This window comes from Hymenobacter artigasi, assembly GCF_012275535.1.
GTDB lineage: Bacteria > Bacteroidota > Bacteroidia > Cytophagales > Hymenobacteraceae > Hymenobacter > Hymenobacter artigasi.
On sequence record NZ_JAAVTK010000017.1, the window covers coordinates 39,043 to 54,500 of the forward strand.

Here is a 15,458-nt window from a genome sequence, read left to right on the forward strand (position 1 = left end):
CTTAGCTACAGTTGCCTGAATATTTCGTCAGCTACGGGCAAAAACTGGTCAAGACCTCTGTATGCGATGCCGACGGTGCGGCAGCGGGCCCGCAGAGTTGATTTGTCTTCGGACAGAAAAGCGGCCAACTGCGGCGCGGCCATTTGGGCGGCGGCTGGGTCGAAGGCTTCTACCACTATTCCAACTCTGTCGCGCAGGGCAACCATGTCGTCTTCGGACACGCCCCGACAGACCAAGTACGGGAGGCCGCAGCATAGGTACTCGCCCACCTTAATGGGCGAGCGGAAGCGCTGTGACGGAAGCGGTGGCACAGCCACTAAGCCAAAGTCGGCCGCCGAAATGTAATCGGGCACTTCCTCATAGGCACAACGCGTAATGGTGTAGCTACTAGGCACCAGCCCCGCCCGCTGTAAGCCCGCCTCTACATGAGCGGGAGGGTCGGGGGTTACCACAAGCATGTGTAGCGCGGGCAGATGCCGGCGTAAAGCGCCAAAAAATTCTCCAATTTCGTCATCATAGTAAATTCCGCCAAACTTGCCCAGATACAACACTACCGGCTGGCCTTCGCTCAGGCCATAGCGGGCGCGGACCTGACTACGGCCAACTGCCGAAAACTGAAACCGCTGGTCATCGACGCAGCTAGGGAGTAAATAGGTGCGGGCCGGACTGCCCTCAACTGCCAGTCGGGCTATCATGTGGTGAGTTCCCGTGCTCAGAATATCAGCATGTCGGCTGGTGAGGCCCTCCAGATAGTGCAAGCCGCGGTAAGCCATGCTACTGGCCGGCCACACGTTGCAGTCGAGCATGAATTCGCTGTGCGGCTCGAATTGATAGCCGTAATAACGTAGGCCCAGAAGCTTCGCAATTATTAGTGCGAATGAGCCAGCTACCGTACCCAAGCCCATGATACTGCGCGCCCCATTCATGCGCAAGTTTAGGCACAGGAGTAGTCCTATAACCAAATCATATATCTTTTTGAGCAACTTGAACGAGCCGGAATGCCAGCGCAACGGGTGCCAGATGATATTGTCGGCAGCCCACTCAGCGCTTTGTTGGGCCTGCGCACTCGCGCTGAGCTGGTATTGCACCTGCTCGAAAGTGATGAGGTGCAGGCGTATGTCAGGCTGCTGCCGGCCGGCATTCTGCAGAAACAACAAGAGATTACCTTTGAAAAGCGGGTCTTGGCTGCTGTTGTACACAAACACAATAACTGAACGAACTTTCACGAGCGAGTGGTAGGAAGTTGAATGAGCACCTCCCATTGTGCCAGTACGGGCTCGGGCCCAAAGGCTTCGGACCGCAGGAGGGATTGAGCAACATAATGGGCACGACGGGCCGGGTTATAAAGCAATTCGCTAAGGGCAGCAACCCAAGCTGCTACTCCGGCATCTTGGCTGGCACCGGACTTCAGCAAGGGCAACAAAAGCCCAAACTCGGCCCATTCGGGTCCACTAGCGCGTTGCGTAGCGGGCGTGGCGGGCGCCAGAATCTCGCGCGGGCCCGTGGGGCAGTCGGCACTAGCCACAGGCACCCCACAGGCCAAGGCTTCGCAAATAGCCATCGGGAAGCCCTCAGTCAGCGAGGGCAACACATTCACCGCTGCTTGCGCGATATAGGGAAACGGATTAGGCCGGAAGCCGAGCAAAATAACGTCGTAGAGCGCCGGATTGGGAGGAGGAGCACCCTCCTGGGCGGGGCCGTCCCATACCCGTAAGCCTTGCTGGATGGACGCTGCCACCAGGGCCGGCCGCAAGGGCCCATCGCCGAGCAGCAACAGCCGTCCTGCTGCGGGACGGGTTTGTAGCAGGCCCATTAAAACGGGCAGCAGCGCAGGCTGATTTTTCTCGAGAGAGAGACGGCCCGCCACTACCAGCACCGGCCCATGGGCAAAAAGCGCGGCCTCAGCCGGAGGCAGGCTCACGGCAGCCTGGGTCCGTACCGCTTCCAACTCGACAAAATTGTTAATGGTGCGTACCAGCCCAGTGGGAAGACCCAGGTAGTCGATAAGCTCCTGTCGCAGGTCACGGCTCACAGCCACCACGCCGTCTGCCCGGCGGTAGAGCACGGGCATGAGCATCCGGCGCCGCAACCAACCACTTGCCCCTGCATAGCCCGGGTCGTGGCGCTTGGAGTTGTGCACGCACAAAATTACCTGCTCTTTCCCTTTGCTTAATAAATTAAGATAATCTGCGCCCTCCAAATGACTGATGCAGACGTCAATCTGCAATTCACGTTTTAGCTGCCGCAGCCGCTGCACGCGCTGCTGCCATATCCGGGCCTTACTGAGGGGCGAAGCACCTGCGGCCGGCACGTCGAGGCCAATAAGCTGGTTGTGGGTGGGAAAATCAATCCGACCCTGGCTATCGAATACGCATTCGGTAACGGTGTGCCCAGCGCGCGCAAACTCGCGGCCATGGTCGTGAAATACACGCTCAGCGCCACCAAAGGTGAGCTGAGGAATGAGCATTAAAATGTTTTTTGGGTGTTGCGTCCTCAAAAGCGTAGATTAGATGTGCCGGAGCACTTTATTTTTTAGCCAAAATTTCAGTTGCAGTTTAACGGCTGGTCGATAAAACCGGCTCAGCCCTTGCGCACCGAATTGCCGATAATTGTCTACGGTGCGGTCGGGGTTGTGGTAGCAGGTCCAAAACCAGCGCTCGGCAAGCACACGGCGTAGCGCTCCAGGTTCGGCATACGCAATTTGCTTGTTTTGAGCAGCTAGGTTCAGAAGCCAGGCGTGCGCCTCGACCAAGGTTATGTCGCCCAGGGTAAAAGGATAATGCGCAATGGTGTTGTGCACCAGCAACTCCCGTTCCGAGGCTTTAAAACCCGCTCTTTCCAGCACCCGCCCTCGGATTACATTGGCCTTGTCAGTTCGGCGGGCATGCACGTCGGCTTTGTGTGCTGAGGGAAAGGTACGATAGCGGAGCAGAACCGTGGGCTGGTTTGCAATGGTGGTAACCGCCGAGGCCCGCGCCACCCATTCGTAGTCTTCACCGAAGGTATCAAGTATCTGTTCGTCGTAGTGGAGTTGGTGCTCCTCAATCAAAGCACGCCGAAAGAAAACCGTAGGGTTACTGACCGGCATGTTAAACAGCAGAAACCCTTTGGCTTCGTCAGCACCCACGGGATACTCGTACACGGTGCGGTTGTCCCCGAAGGTTTCCACGAAGCCGCTGGTAATTCCTACATCAGGGTGGGTTTCCAGAAAATCGAACTGAGTCTGTAGCCGATGCGGCAACGAGACATCATCGGCATCCATCTTGGCAATGTACTGGCCACGGGCGAGGGAATGGCCGCGGTTGTCGGCGAAGGCGCGACCGCGGTTGCGGTCGTTTACCAGCAACTTCACCCGGTGGTCCTGGGTTTCGTAGCGCCGGGCCACGGCCACGCTGTCGTCGCTGGAGCAGTCGTCGATGACGAACAACTCAAAATTGTTGAACGTCTGGTTCAGTATGCTCTCGATGGCTTCGCCGAGGTAGGGTCCGGCGTTATAAACGGGTATAATTACCGATATCAAGGGCGGCGGGGCTTCGTTTGTCTCGCGCACGGTCATATAATAGAAGTAATTGGGGCAGGGTTTACCTGAAGGCGCTGCTGCAGCTCTTTTACTTGCAAAAAGATACGCTCCGCGTCCGCACGCCGGGTCAGTCCCATGCGCAAGCGGTACCCGCGGCGTAGCGTCTCAAAAGTGTCCGGATAGTTTTCGTCGTGCCCATGCAGTCGGTAAGTAAGTAGTTCACCGGGCCGCGACAGCACCTCTTTGCCCATCCAAGCCAGCCACCGCAGGTAGCGGGTTCGAAACGTGGGCAAGTCGAGCTGCGGCTCTCGGTGAAGAAAGTAATACACCAAGCTTGTAAGGCCCGAAGAGGCCGTTCCCCGGCCTATGCGACGCAGGTATTCCCAAGTCAGCCGCTCTTTGTACATGAAGTGACGCAACCGCAAACGGGGGTCGTACCAAAGCTGATAGCCAGCTATACGCAGGGCATCGCCCAATTCCACATCCTCCCCGCTCACGATAATCTTTCCCCGCTTGGTGGAGGTACTGAATTTGAAACCGTTGGCACGCAGGTGCCGCCATCCGGAGCGGCGTACTACCGAGCCAGCCCCGTACAGATACCCACCCTGACCGGTGAGCGGCCCCGCCTGGGCTGCCTGGGCACCCACCGCGTATACTGCCTGAAACCGCTCAAACCAAGCCGGTGGCGGTACTTCAAAAGCCCCCTCCGCGAGAGCCCCCAAAATCCCGATTTGCGGGTGTTCGCTCATGATTTCGGCGACCAGGCCAACGTAATCCGGATACAGCCAGTTGTCGTCGTCAACGATACATATGTTTTCGTATTTCGCCTCGTCGAAACCCCTAATCAACGCATTTTCTTTGCCCGGCTTGGGTTCTTCCAGCGTCCGCAGGGGCACGGGCTGTCCCAGCTCCGCCCAGATTTGCTCAGCGGCTGCTAGGGTGTCGTCGGTGCTGGCGTTGCTCACCAGCAGTACCTCCCATCCAAGGCCGGCAGGCACCTGCTGAGTTGCCAAATGGCGAAGTGTTTCGGACAAGCGCAAAGCGCCGTTGTAAGTGCAGATAAGCAGTGTGATGCCATTCATAGCTAGTAATTCAGATAGATAAATGGGTATTAGTAGCTTCTAGTAGGCGCTATGGCAAGCGCCGAGGTAGATAACCGCCCGGTTAACAGCCGTAGCGTGAAAGCAGGAAGCTCTTTGTTAAGTGTTTGGAGTGATATCCGGATAAAATCACGGTAAAGCGGCCAGAACTCGGCCCGGCGCCCCTGATGCCAAAGCAAGGTCAGCAATTGTACATAGTACCAGTTTACATTGTGCATAATAGCTGCTTGGTAACGCCCTCCGAAGTACCGCAGCATGGCCAATTTGGTATTGAGGTTACTTCGGTACTGGTTTTCCAGGCTCTGAGCCGACCAAACGCCTCCGCCATGCCGTCGATAGTGTGCGACACTACGCGGCAGGTATGCCGCGTGACCAAAGTCAGTAAGCATGCCGAACAAAAAATAGTCTCCGTTACCAACCACTGCAAAGGCAGGTGGCAGGTTGGTCAAGACATGATTCCGGAACAAAACACTGAGAGTGGGTGGGCAATAGCTTCCCACGATTTCCAGTTGAGACAAGTCGCGCCGGTAAGCAGAGGGCACAAAATTTTCCTTCAATATCTGCCCCTGCTCATCTACTTCTGCACAGCCGGCGAAGCATAATACTACGTCAGGGTTTTGGTCAAGTATGGCTACCTGGTCGCGCAGCTTGTGTGGGTCCGTCCAGTAGTCATCGCCCTCAAGCATCGCCACGTACTGGCCCGTGCAAGCTAGGTAAGTTCGTATAAAATTCGGCATCATCCCCACGTTTTGTTCGGCCGTGATGATACGAATCCGGCCGGGGAAACGTTTTTGATACTGCTGAATGACTGCCCGTGTATTATCAGGGGAGCAGTCCTCGCCAATCACTAGTTCTACCGCAAAATCTGTTTCCTGGGCCATTACACTCTCAATAGCCTGCCCAATATACTGCTCATGGCGGTAAGTAATCATGCACACACTCACCTTAGGGGCAGCTTGTGTAGCCGGTGTAGAAGTGCTATGAGGCGAAGTAGTCATGTTTAGATGAGGTCGGAAGTAAAAAAAACGCTGCTTCAATATGAGCAAGTTCCGGCTACAGTCGCGTAGATTTCGGCCCAGCACTTCTACTACCAGCATAAAAGGCCCTGTGTCACGGGCAAAAAGGCATACGCGCCCACGGTATTGTCTCCGGCCAACGTAATCAAGCACTAATGACAACCGGCGACCTCACAGATGAGGCCTAGCAGAGGCTTTTGACATCATGAAAGCAGAATGCACAAGCGGGGTTGGCTTATAGCACGTCCACCTGCCGCTGGAGCTTGGTGGAGTCGGGCCAGTAGCCGTAGTCGTCGCAAGTGTAGCTGTGAGATTGACCATCGTACTCAGGATGGCAGCGGGGTAAGCACCCGCACCCAGCCAAATGCCACGTCTGATAGGCCAGAACCAAGGCACTGGTGCCATCGGAAGAGCATTTCTCGACTATTACCATTTCACCTAAGCCTTCCAAATTTCGGGACCGCACTAATTCAAATACTTGGGCCAAGTACGCCGCGTGGTTATAGGTGATACAGCACATGCTCACATTCATTTGCCGGAGGCCGCTCATGCCGGGTTGGCAGATGGAGAGACCAGCATTTTGATGACTTTGGCCGGGATGCCTACGGCCACGGCGTTTGCCGGCACGTCCTTATTGACCACACTGCCGGCCCCAATCACACTGTTGTCGCCGATGCGGATGCCGGGCAGTACCACAGCCCCGGTACCCAGCACCACGTTGGCCCCGAGTACGACGTTGCCCGACACGTGAACACCGGGCGAGAGTTCGCAGAAGTCGCCCAGCACCGCGTCATGCCCAATGGTACAATTCAGATTCACCAGCACCCCTTCGCCCAAGCGGATGTCGTTAGTTAGCACAGCTCCACTCATCAAATTCAGACCCTCGCCCAGCACGTTGCCGAAGCCGCCCACGAGGGCGTTGGGCGACACCGACGAGGTCAGCGTACCGCCCAAGGCTCGCATCTTAGCCACAAGCATGCGCCGCAATGCCGGGCTGCCCACACCTAACGCAAAATGCGGATTTTGCCCAAACTGCTCGGCGGCGGCTGCGGCGGCCGTCAGCACCGGAAATCGGTCATAAAGCAGCGGCGGCGCATCGGCTGACACATCGTCATAGAAAGCCAGACCCGTCAGTTCCTTACGTTGGCTGAATACCTCCAGCACTTCTTTGGCAAATCCTTTAGCCCCAATGATAAGCATAATAGGTAGCAGTTGATTAAAAAGTGAAAACATTAAGCTGCCAACGCTTGGCGCAGCAGCCTGGCAATGCGCCTGACCTGCTCGGACTCCAACTCTTGATAAAATGGCAGGCATAATGCCTGCCGTGATGCACTCTCAGAAATGGGATAAGGCGCACCGGTGCGACTGGCCATGGTTGCCATCAGGCTAGGCATAATACCTAAGTTATGCGCCGGGGTAAGCACCCGTATCCGCTCTGGATACTTATGCTCGTACTCCTGCGCAATGCGCCGAGTACTATCCGTTGAGCAGTCCTCCCCTATCACCATTTCTACGGCAAAATCGGTTTGCTGCACTAGCACCGATTCGATTGCCTGTGCCAGATATGCCTCGTGGTTGTACGTGATGCAGCAAACACTGACGGTGGGTGAAGGAGAAGACATCGGATAGTATAAACGAAAAAGCTGATTATTTACGGCTGGTTTGTAGTGGGCGAGCAGGAACGCCGACAACGGTAGTGCCGGCTGGCACGTTTCGCGTCACTACCGCCCCGGCACCAATTATCGCATTGACGCCGATGACTACATCGGGCAGCACCACGGCCATTGCTCCTACCTGGCAACTGCTGCCCAGACGGCAGCGGCCCAGTAGACGGGCCCCCGGCGATACTTCGCAATAGGCTCCCACTTCCACGTCGTGATGCACCGCAGCTCCGGCGTTGAGTAGCACCCCCTCCCCAAGTCGGGCACTCGGTGCCACCAGCACATAGTGCATTATATTAGCTCCCACACCCACTCCTGCTACGTGTGGGCCTACCACAGCGGTGGCGGCCATTGTGGTAGTGAGCACTCCTCCCCAGCCCTGGAACTGCACCGCGAGTCGCTGCCGCAGGGCTGGCCCGCCCAGCCCCAGCACGAAGCGATGGTCGGTGCGCGCCAGGTAATCTTGTGCCTCGGCAACACTGCGTAGTAGCGGATAACGGTCTAAAATATGGCTCGGCTGATTTGGGGTAAGGTCATCAAAGAACACCACCTGCTCGCGCTCTGCAGCTGTTAGGCACTGCAACACTTCCACAGCATGCCCTTTGGCACCAATAATCAGCATACGCTCGACTTATGAAAAAGGTACTGGTTAGTAGTGGTAGTTGCGCACCAACTGGCTAACCCAGCGTACTTGGTCGGCGGTGAGCTCTTGGTAAAAAGGCAGGCACAGCGCGCGGCGTGAAGCATCTTCCGATACCGGGCAGGGGGCCCCCTGATGATAGGGCAGTTGGTTGAGGGAAGGAAAGAAATAACGCCGCGTGTTCACGGTTTGCGCAGCCAAGGCTTCCTTCACTCGCAACAGACGGCTCTCCGAGTCGAACAGCACCGGGAAGTAGGCGTAATTATACTCCAGACTTTCTTCCGTTGGCTCCGGAAACTGGAGCGGGAGACCAGCTAATTCCTGACGGTAGATGGCTGCCAATGCCCGGCGCTGCTCAATGAACCCTGGCACCCGCGGAAGATTGCAGAGGCCCATGGCGGCATGAAACTCCGAATTCTTCCCGTTTACTCCTATTGTAAAGTACTCATCCCCAATGTGCCCAAATGATTTATAAAGCCATATTTTTCGAGCCAACTCCTTGTCATTCATCACAATCGCGCCGCCCTCGACCGTATGAAACAACTTAGTAGCATGGAAGCTACAGGTTGACAAATCACCGTAGCTCAACAGTGAACGGCCGTGCACGCGCACACCAAATGCGTGGGCCCCATCATAAATAACCTTCAGGTTATGACGGTGGGCAATGTCTTCAATCGCAAGCACATCGCACGGGTAGCCGTACACATGCGTAGCTAGGATGGCACTGGTGCGGGGCGTAATGGCCGCCTCAATTTTGGTGGCATCCAAGCAGAAAGTCCGGTCTTCAATATCGACGAATACCGGTGTGCAATTCTCCCAGAGAATGGCAGTGGTGGTCGCAACATACGAAAAGGGTGTCGTGATAATCTCCCCGTTCAGGTCCAAGGCCTTAATGGCCACCTGTAGGGCAATGGTGCCATTGCTGGTGAACTGCACCTGTGTATCGTCGAGGTACCGACTTAGGTCGGCTTCAAGGCGCTGCACCAATGGGCCGTTATTGGTGAGCCAGGAACGCTCCCAGATTCCTTCTAAGTAAGCTGTGTATTCAGCAATGGGCGGCAGATATGCCTTGGTAACGTTGATTGTCATAGTCGATTCAAGCTAAGCGCGTGGCGCTAATGCACCAGTTCGGCATATTGGCGCTCGGCCACAATACGCCCATCCCGCAACTCGTAGATACGGTCGCATTCGCGGAGGGTGGTGAGGCGGTGGGCAATGATGAGAATGGTTATGTCGGTGTGCGTCAGGCGCGTAATAGCCTCGTTTACTTCCCGCTCCGTTTCGTTGTCTAAGGCACTGGTAGCTTCGTCCAGCAGCAGGATTTCCGCCTGCTTATATAGTGCCCGCGCAATGCCAATGCGTTGCCGCTGGCCACCCGAAAGCTTGGAACCCCGCTCGCCGATAAAGGTATGCAGCCCCTCGGGCAGTTTGGCTACAAACTCGCTTAGGGAGGCTTGCTCTACCGCATATCGCAGGCGGTCGACGTGCACTTCCGCAGCCGGGGCACCCAGCGTGATGTTGTCTTGAATGGTGGCCTCCATCAGGAAAGTGTCCTGCTTAACATAGCCTACCAGCTCATACCAAGCTGCTAAGTGCTGATTCGTAAGTGGCTGACCATCAACCAGCACCTGGCCGAGCTGCTCGCGGTAAAAGCGCAGCAAAACGTTCATAAGCGTAGTTTTGCCGGAACCTGACGCTCCGATAAACCCAATTTTCTCACCGCGCTGGATTTGCAGGGTAATATCCTGTAGAGCCGGTGCGTCGCCGGTCGGCTGGCTTGGGAACCGATAGGTAACCTGCTTTAAGGCGAGCTCACGGCCAAAGTGAAGCGGCAGCTGCTCGACAGGCGGCATTTCATTGAATTCCGATTCGCGGAATAGCTCTAGGTTCTCAATCGTGTATTGGTTTTGCTTTATCTGAACCATTGCCATGAGCATGCGATTGACAGAAGGCATAAGGCGATAAGCGGCGGCCGCAAACATGCCTACCAGCGCGATGAGTCCCCCGCTGCCAGCGGGGCCAAAGAGGGAGTATAGGATAATAGTAAACACCCCCAAAATAGCTACCATCTCAATCACGCGAACCGGTAGCAGCGAGTATAGGTAAGACTCGGCATCGAGGTCCTGCACGGTGGATTGGTTGTTGAGCAGGCGCTCAGCAAAAAGGGATTGACGGTTGGCCAGCTTTAGCTCGACAAAGCCCGAGAATAGGTCGCCAATAATGTTAAAAGAAGCCGGCCGCAGCTCATTCAGCCGATTGCCGATGGCCTGAGAACGTGTTCTTAATGCCCGGTAAGTGAGCAAGGTAGCGGGAGCCAGTACAACTATCAGCACGGCTATAAGCACCGGCTTATATACGAGAATTGCTACAGCAATAACAATGATGACCGTGAGTTCCGAAAAGAACACAAACAAGGGGCGCAACACCATATTGACGTAGGTGCTGGGCACTTGCAATGTACTGTTGATGAGCTTTGCTGAGCCTAAATCAGCAAAATTCCAGAAAGGCAAATGCAGATACTTCCGCAGTTGGCTTCGAACGATGCTCAGACCTACATCAGCTGTAAAACGGGCTTGGAGATAGTTAATCCAAGTGCTGAAGACATTTTTTAATAGAAAGAACACCAAAAGTGCAGCAATCAGGGCGACCAGAAAGGTGCGTTCCGATGTAAATCCCAGACCATGATAAATGGGATTGAAGAAACGGCTGTGTTGAACACCGCCCGGCTCGGCCGCCACGAGCAATACCGGAACCAGAGTTGCCAGTCCGAACACATCGAGCACCGAGGAAAGCAACAGTAAACTAAACTGAACTACAGCCTGCCGCTTCTGCTTTGAATTCAGATAATAGGAAACGCTCCGTAGCGAATAAGAAATAATACCTGATACCATAAGTTAAACCAGCATAAGCGCGTATGCCATTAAGTGACAAAGTTAAGCATAAATCATAAGGCTGGACTTCTTAGCAGGTGCGGCAAACGGCAATAAGTTTACAACTGTTGTACTAACCATGGGCCTTTTCTTGGGGCTGATACGCAACTGTGCCCAACGGGATGCATGCTTTGGAAAAATGTGGGCTGGTACATTGGACCAGATGCTCGATGCAGTTGAAACCGGTGAGGCAATTACCCAGCAAGCGGACAAACCCAGCATCCGATTATAAAACCTTGACAGTCATGACACTAATAATTAGGCTTGGCTTACTGCATGAAGCCTTATTGCATACATACGGGTCCGGCGTCGTGCTCGATAACCTAGCCACAAGCTGGCCGGCCGGCCTAGCCGAACCCGTCGGAGTCCGCAGGGCACGGCTACGTTGCATGTCGCCCTATTAGCCCGGCTTCAACTCCATTGCTTCACCTTCAGCAACCTCCAAAAATGGTTACAAAGGGCTCAGGCCCGAAACCCGCGAGGCCGTTGGAGCCATCACCCAAGTAACGACGAACTGGATAACCGAGCGGGACGCAAAAAACCGAGTTAACCACTGCGGTTATCATGCATCCTAACCAAAGAACCGCTCCAAGCGCTAAATACTGATGCGTTGGTGAAGCCCAGTACGCTGGCTGCAATGAGGTAAAACGCAAAAAAACTGTTTTCCTATTCGACCAGCTACCATCCATTCAGGACGCAGAAACCCTCATCAGTAGTGGCTAAGCAACGGAGCAGTACCCATACCAGCGCGGCCAGCGCAACCATGGGCCAAACCCACCGGCAGGCAGCGCCAACTGCGCTGCGCTAGCCAGATGCATAAAACAAGTCCGGATAAGCCTATTTATAGAAGCTCAACACGCCATCAATCACGCGCTGCTGCAAGTTTTCATCAAGCTCGTGATAGAGGGGCAGGCGCACGAGGCAATCGGTGTAATGGTCGGCCCAGGGCAGCTCGCGGCCGTCGTGCTTATCGGCGTAGAAAGGGCTTTTGTGCAGCGAGAGGTAATGAAATACCGGCGAGATTTGCAGCTGGCGCATGTGCGTGATGAGGGCACTGCGCTCGGCCAGGTCGCGGCACACGAGGTAAAACATGTGGCCGTTGTTGGTAGCATAATCGGGCACGATAGGCAGGCCCACGGCCTGCGCCACCAAGGGCTGCAGCGCGGCATAGTAACGCTCCCAGATGTCCTTGCGGCGCTGCTGGATAATGGCCATGTTCTCAATCTGGGCCCAGAGGAAGGCGGCGATAATGTCAGACGGCAGGAAGCTGGAACCCACTTCGACCCAGCCGTACTTATCAACTTCGCCCCGGAAAAACGATGAGCGGTTGGTGCCCTTCTCCCGGATTATTTCGGCGCGGCTGGCATACTGCTTGTCGTTGATGGCCAGCATTCCACCCTCGCCCGAGGTGATGTTCTTGGTTTCGTGGAAGGAGAAAGCCCCCAGCGCACCAATAGTGCCCAGCGGCCGGCCTTTGTAGAAGCTGTCGATGGCCTGGGCGGCATCTTCCACCACGGTCAGGTTGTGGCGGGCGGCCACGGCCATAATGGCATCCATGTCGCAGGCAATGCCGGCGTAGTGCACCGGCACAATGGCACGGGTGCGCGGCGTAACCAAACTTTCGAGCGTGGCCACATCCATGTTGGGATTCTCGGCGGTGCTGTCGGCAAATACGATTTTGGCCCCGCGCAGCACAAAGGCATTGGGGGTACTCACAAACGTATAGGAGGGCATAATTACCTCATCGCCGGGCTGCAGGTCGAGCAGCAGCGCCGCCAGTTCCAAGGCATCGGTGCAGGAAGTCGTAAGCAGCACCTTTTGAAACCCCAGCTGCTGCTCAAAGAACGTATGGCAGCGCTTGGTGAAGATGCCATCGCCGGAAATCTTGCCGGAGCGAACGGCTTCTTCGATGTACCGGGCTTCATTCCCGGAAAGATAGGGCTTGTTAAAAGGGATGGCGTACTGCATTAGCTAAGCTTGTAATTTGGGGCAAAGTTACGTCCGGTGCTTTTAAACCATCAGAAAAGGCAGACTCACCCAAGTGTTGACTTGGCGCTTGTTTTTCCGATAAAAGGCAGACTATTTGCCGATGGGAAGCGTTTTTCTGGCCGGAGTACCTACATAGGTTCCAGGTGTAGTGAGGTGATGCACAACGGTTGCTCCCCCACCCGTCCGAATATCCTCTCCCAATTCCAGGCCATCAATGACAGTGGTACCTATACCCAGAAAGCAACGGGGCTTCACCGTGACGTGCCCGGCCAAACGCACCGCTGGGGCCAGAAAAGAATGCCCAACAATCGTGGTATCATGCGCCACGACGCAGCCCGGATACAAAAAGGTGTTCGGGCCGAGGTGCACGTTCAAATCCAGAATGCAACCCGGCGACACGAAGCAGCCGGGAGCTACCATCGCGCTACTATCCCGGTAGGCGGCCGGATGAACAAAGGTGGCAAAGGGCACCCGCGCCACCAATTGCTCAAACAACTGCTGCCTAACGGCGAGGTGATTGTAGCCGATGCCCATGAGCAGGGCATCGAAAGTGCCCGCCGCGAATGCCGCTTCAATCGTTTCGACCCGGCCCAGTACCGTGCCGTGAGGAGTGACGGTAGCGTGAGCCGCGAAATCATCGAAGAAACCGGTCACGGCCCAGCCGGCAGTTTGGTGCAAGTGCTGCGCCACCTGCTGCCCCAGGGCTCCGGCCCCGATGATGGCAACCCGAACGTCGGCGCTGGACGTGAGGCCTGGCTTATTCATTGCTCGTTTCGGCCTCAACGAAGATGGGACGACGGGTGGTTTTCAGGTTGATACGATGGATATACTCCCCCAGAATACCCAGGCCCAACAGGATGATGCCCACTCCGAAGCCCAACAGAATGGCCAGCGTAGGAAAGCCGGCGCTCAAGTCGTTAAAAAGCAGCTTTCGAACCAGTACGTAGAGGGCGTAGCACGTTGTGAGGAAGAATATTCCCACTGCAGTTGCCGAAAATATGCGAACCGGCAGGTCGGAGAACGTAACGAAAATGTTGATGGAATGCTCGATTAATTTGCGCACCGTGTATGAGCTTTGGCCGGCGGCTCGTTCGCTGTGCGTTACAAACACACTGGTAACATTGCTCGTTATCCAGGTAAGATACCCATCCAGAAACGTGTAGGAATTGCGCATTTGCAGGCAGTGCCGGGCAATGCTGGTCCGAATCAGCCGAAAGGCCGTGTAGTCGGCGTGCAGGTCGGGAATGCTGGCGCTTAACAGCTTTTTGAGCAACGTGGAAGTAACGTTGCGAAAGCCGGAGTGCTGTAGCATTTCGTACTTGCCGTATACCACGTCAAAATTGCCGGCAGCCTGGGCCGCAATCAGCCGGCCGATATCGGCCGGGCTGTGCTGTAAGTCTTCGTCCATGGTAACGATGAACTGACCACGAACGTGCGCAAAGCCACAAATCAGGGCATTGTGCTGGCCGAAGTTTCGGGCCAGGCGCACGATTTTCACCAGGTCGGCCCCCAGTTCCTGCTGCAAAGCCTGCATCACCTGCCACGACTGGTCCGGGCCGCAATCATTCACAAAAATAAGCTCATAGCTCAGCCCCGCACTCCGGAAGAATGTGTCAATCTGCTGAGCCAATGGGCGTATGGTATCCTGCCCTCGGTAAGTAGGCACTACCACTGAGTATTGCGGCACACCAACTATCACAACACAGGCACCGCAGCCTGTGGCGCAAAGGTTTTCATATACTGTGGGGCATTAGGGCCGGTATTAAACAACAAATCCAACACTGTCACTCCATGCTCGAAAGGAGCCGCTCCTAATTGGCGATATTCCGGATAGCCACTGTAATCCATCCAGCTAACATCTATGCCAGCATGGTCAAACAAGGACGTATCTAAATAGTCCTGGGCAGCAGGCCCTGAAAGGTAACTGGTCCCCCCGGCATCGCGCACCAACTGTACCAGCCGTTCCGTTTTGCCTTCGATAAGCTCATAATCCGTCGACCAGCTCAGCTTTGTTGTAATACCAAGCCAGCCACAGATAGCACGAATAAGGGTAACGTTAATCTGACTCAGATTAGTGAAATCAGGCGTATTATAAATGGCTTCCAACTCGGCTTTGTATTGCGAGAAGTAAGGCGCTTTCGCATAAGTCTGAGCCAATGTACGCCAGTGTTTAACTGCCCATTTAGGGTCAAACACTTCGGTCTCGTTAATTTTTTGGTGCAAATGCTCCTGTCTTACCGCAACAGTCAACCAAGCACTCCCTTGCGGAGTCTTAATTTTATTTCGATTACGCCAGTCATTCTTCGTGTACTGCATTTCGTCGTAGAAAATAAATTCATCGACTGCATTTATCATATCAAAGTAGCCTTTCCAGGGAATATAATTCGACTGAAGAATGGCAACTTTTTTGGGCATGGTCATCTCGAGCAAAGCAGAAACAGGTTGGTATAACGCTGGCAAAGTTAGGTAAGAATGTAATGCTGAAGCCTGCAGCATAGCTATGAATAGTTCGCATTAGTCAATCACCAAGGCTTGAACGCCAGGTAATCAGCAGCACTATACACTTAACAAATAACTAATAGTCAAAAATATATGCATGTTA

General features: G+C 54.9%; 14 protein-coding genes. All 14 read right to left on the reverse strand.

The genetic code is table 11. The features are described from left to right. Positions 1 to 5: 5 nt before the first annotated feature. The 14 genes from HBN54_RS20200 to HBN54_RS20265 all read right to left on the reverse strand — a co-directional run bounded on the left by HBN54_RS20200 (position 6) and on the right by HBN54_RS20265 (position 15,352). Entirely contained in the window at positions 6 to 1,199 is a 1,194-nt protein-coding gene (locus HBN54_RS20200; protein ID WP_168675043.1) for a glycosyltransferase family 4 protein, read from the reverse strand. A 23-nt stretch (positions 1,200 to 1,222) separates the two neighbouring features. Further along, positions 1,223 to 2,497, reverse strand: coding sequence for a glycosyltransferase (locus HBN54_RS20205; RefSeq protein WP_168675044.1), 1,275 nt, complete (start codon positions 2,495 to 2,497; stop codon positions 1,223 to 1,225). Between the two features lie 9 nt (positions 2,498 to 2,506). Then, positions 2,507 to 3,556, reverse strand: a complete 1,050-nt coding sequence (locus HBN54_RS20210) for a glycosyltransferase family 2 protein (protein WP_168675045.1) — start codon at positions 3,554 to 3,556, stop codon at positions 2,507 to 2,509. Beyond that, positions 3,553 to 4,602, reverse strand: coding sequence for a glycosyltransferase (locus HBN54_RS20215; protein ID WP_168675046.1), 1,050 nt, complete (start codon positions 4,600 to 4,602; stop codon positions 3,553 to 3,555). The genes HBN54_RS20210 and HBN54_RS20215 overlap by 4 nt, the downstream gene beginning before the upstream one ends. Before the next feature lie 29 nt (positions 4,603 to 4,631). Beyond that, positions 4,632 to 5,717 carry a glycosyltransferase family 2 protein gene (locus HBN54_RS20220; RefSeq protein ID WP_317170256.1) on the reverse strand — a complete coding sequence of 362 codons (1,086 nt, stop codon included), beginning with the start codon at positions 5,715 to 5,717 and terminating at the stop codon, positions 4,632 to 4,634. Positions 5,718 to 6,182: 465 nt separating this feature from the next. Continuing rightward, complete coding sequence (locus HBN54_RS20225) at positions 6,183 to 6,836, reverse strand: acetyltransferase (RefSeq protein WP_168675048.1); 654 nt, start codon at positions 6,834 to 6,836, stop codon at positions 6,183 to 6,185. Positions 6,837 to 6,868: 32 nt separating this feature from the next. Next, positions 6,869 to 7,258 carry a glycosyltransferase family 2 protein gene (locus HBN54_RS20230; RefSeq protein WP_168675049.1) on the reverse strand — a complete coding sequence of 130 codons (390 nt, stop codon included), beginning with the start codon at positions 7,256 to 7,258 and terminating at the stop codon, positions 6,869 to 6,871. Between the two features lie 25 nt (positions 7,259 to 7,283). After that, positions 7,284 to 7,919 carry a NeuD/PglB/VioB family sugar acetyltransferase gene (locus tag HBN54_RS20235; protein WP_262888301.1) on the reverse strand — a complete coding sequence of 212 codons (636 nt, stop codon included), beginning with the start codon at positions 7,917 to 7,919 and terminating at the stop codon, positions 7,284 to 7,286. 27 nt (positions 7,920 to 7,946) lie between these two features. After that, positions 7,947 to 9,026 carry a DegT/DnrJ/EryC1/StrS family aminotransferase gene (locus tag HBN54_RS20240; RefSeq protein ID WP_168675051.1) on the reverse strand — a complete coding sequence of 360 codons (1,080 nt, stop codon included), beginning with the start codon at positions 9,024 to 9,026 and terminating at the stop codon, positions 7,947 to 7,949. 26 nt (positions 9,027 to 9,052) lie between these two features. Continuing rightward, positions 9,053 to 10,828, reverse strand: a complete 1,776-nt coding sequence (locus tag HBN54_RS20245) for an ABC transporter ATP-binding protein (RefSeq protein WP_168675052.1) — start codon at positions 10,826 to 10,828, stop codon at positions 9,053 to 9,055. A gap of 876 nt (positions 10,829 to 11,704) precedes the next feature. Next, complete coding sequence (rffA, locus tag HBN54_RS20250; RefSeq protein WP_168675053.1) at positions 11,705 to 12,835, reverse strand: dTDP-4-amino-4,6-dideoxygalactose transaminase; 1,131 nt, start codon at positions 12,833 to 12,835, stop codon at positions 11,705 to 11,707. A gap of 111 nt (positions 12,836 to 12,946) precedes the next feature. Continuing rightward, a complete protein-coding gene (locus tag HBN54_RS20255; RefSeq protein WP_168675054.1) occupies positions 12,947 to 13,621 on the reverse strand; it encodes a PglD-related sugar-binding protein in 675 nt (224 codons plus the stop codon). After that, a complete protein-coding gene (locus tag HBN54_RS20260) occupies positions 13,614 to 14,555 on the reverse strand; it encodes a glycosyltransferase family 2 protein (protein WP_317170257.1) in 942 nt (313 codons plus the stop codon). Before HBN54_RS20260 ends, HBN54_RS20255 begins: the two co-directional genes overlap by 8 nt. Further along, positions 14,552 to 15,352 (reverse strand): WbqC family protein, encoded by an 801-nt coding sequence (locus HBN54_RS20265; RefSeq protein ID WP_235955626.1) that lies wholly within the window; start codon positions 15,350 to 15,352, stop codon positions 14,552 to 14,554. Before HBN54_RS20265 ends, HBN54_RS20260 begins: the two co-directional genes overlap by 4 nt. Positions 15,353 to 15,458: the final 106 nt, after the last annotated feature.

Coding starts and splice junctions, on each gene's coding strand:
- HBN54_RS20230 (WP_168675049.1), bottom strand. CDS start 7,258: ATGTCTTCTCCTTCACCCACCGTCAGTGTTTGCTGCATCACGTACAAC.
- HBN54_RS20265 (WP_235955626.1), bottom strand. CDS start 15,352: ATGCTGCAGGCTTCAGCATTACATTCTTACCTAACTTTGCCAGCGTTA.
- HBN54_RS20240 (WP_168675051.1), bottom strand. CDS start 9,026: ATGACAATCAACGTTACCAAGGCATATCTGCCGCCCATTGCTGAATAC.
- HBN54_RS20220 (WP_317170256.1), bottom strand. CDS start 5,717: ATGCTGGTAGTAGAAGTGCTGGGCCGAAATCTACGCGACTGTAGCCGG.
- HBN54_RS20210 (WP_168675045.1), bottom strand. CDS start 3,556: ATGACCGTGCGCGAGACAAACGAAGCCCCGCCGCCCTTGATATCGGTA.
- HBN54_RS20215 (WP_168675046.1), bottom strand. CDS start 4,602: ATGAATGGCATCACACTGCTTATCTGCACTTACAACGGCGCTTTGCGC.
- HBN54_RS20255 (WP_168675054.1), bottom strand. CDS start 13,621: ATGAATAAGCCAGGCCTCACGTCCAGCGCCGACGTTCGGGTTGCCATC.
- HBN54_RS20225 (WP_168675048.1), bottom strand. CDS start 6,836: ATGCTTATCATTGGGGCTAAAGGATTTGCCAAAGAAGTGCTGGAGGTA.
- rffA (WP_168675053.1), bottom strand. CDS start 12,835: ATGCAGTACGCCATCCCTTTTAACAAGCCCTATCTTTCCGGGAATGAA.
- HBN54_RS20245 (WP_168675052.1), bottom strand. CDS start 10,828: ATGGTATCAGGTATTATTTCTTATTCGCTACGGAGCGTTTCCTATTAT.
- HBN54_RS20235 (WP_262888301.1), bottom strand. CDS start 7,919: ATGCTGATTATTGGTGCCAAAGGGCATGCTGTGGAAGTGTTGCAGTGC.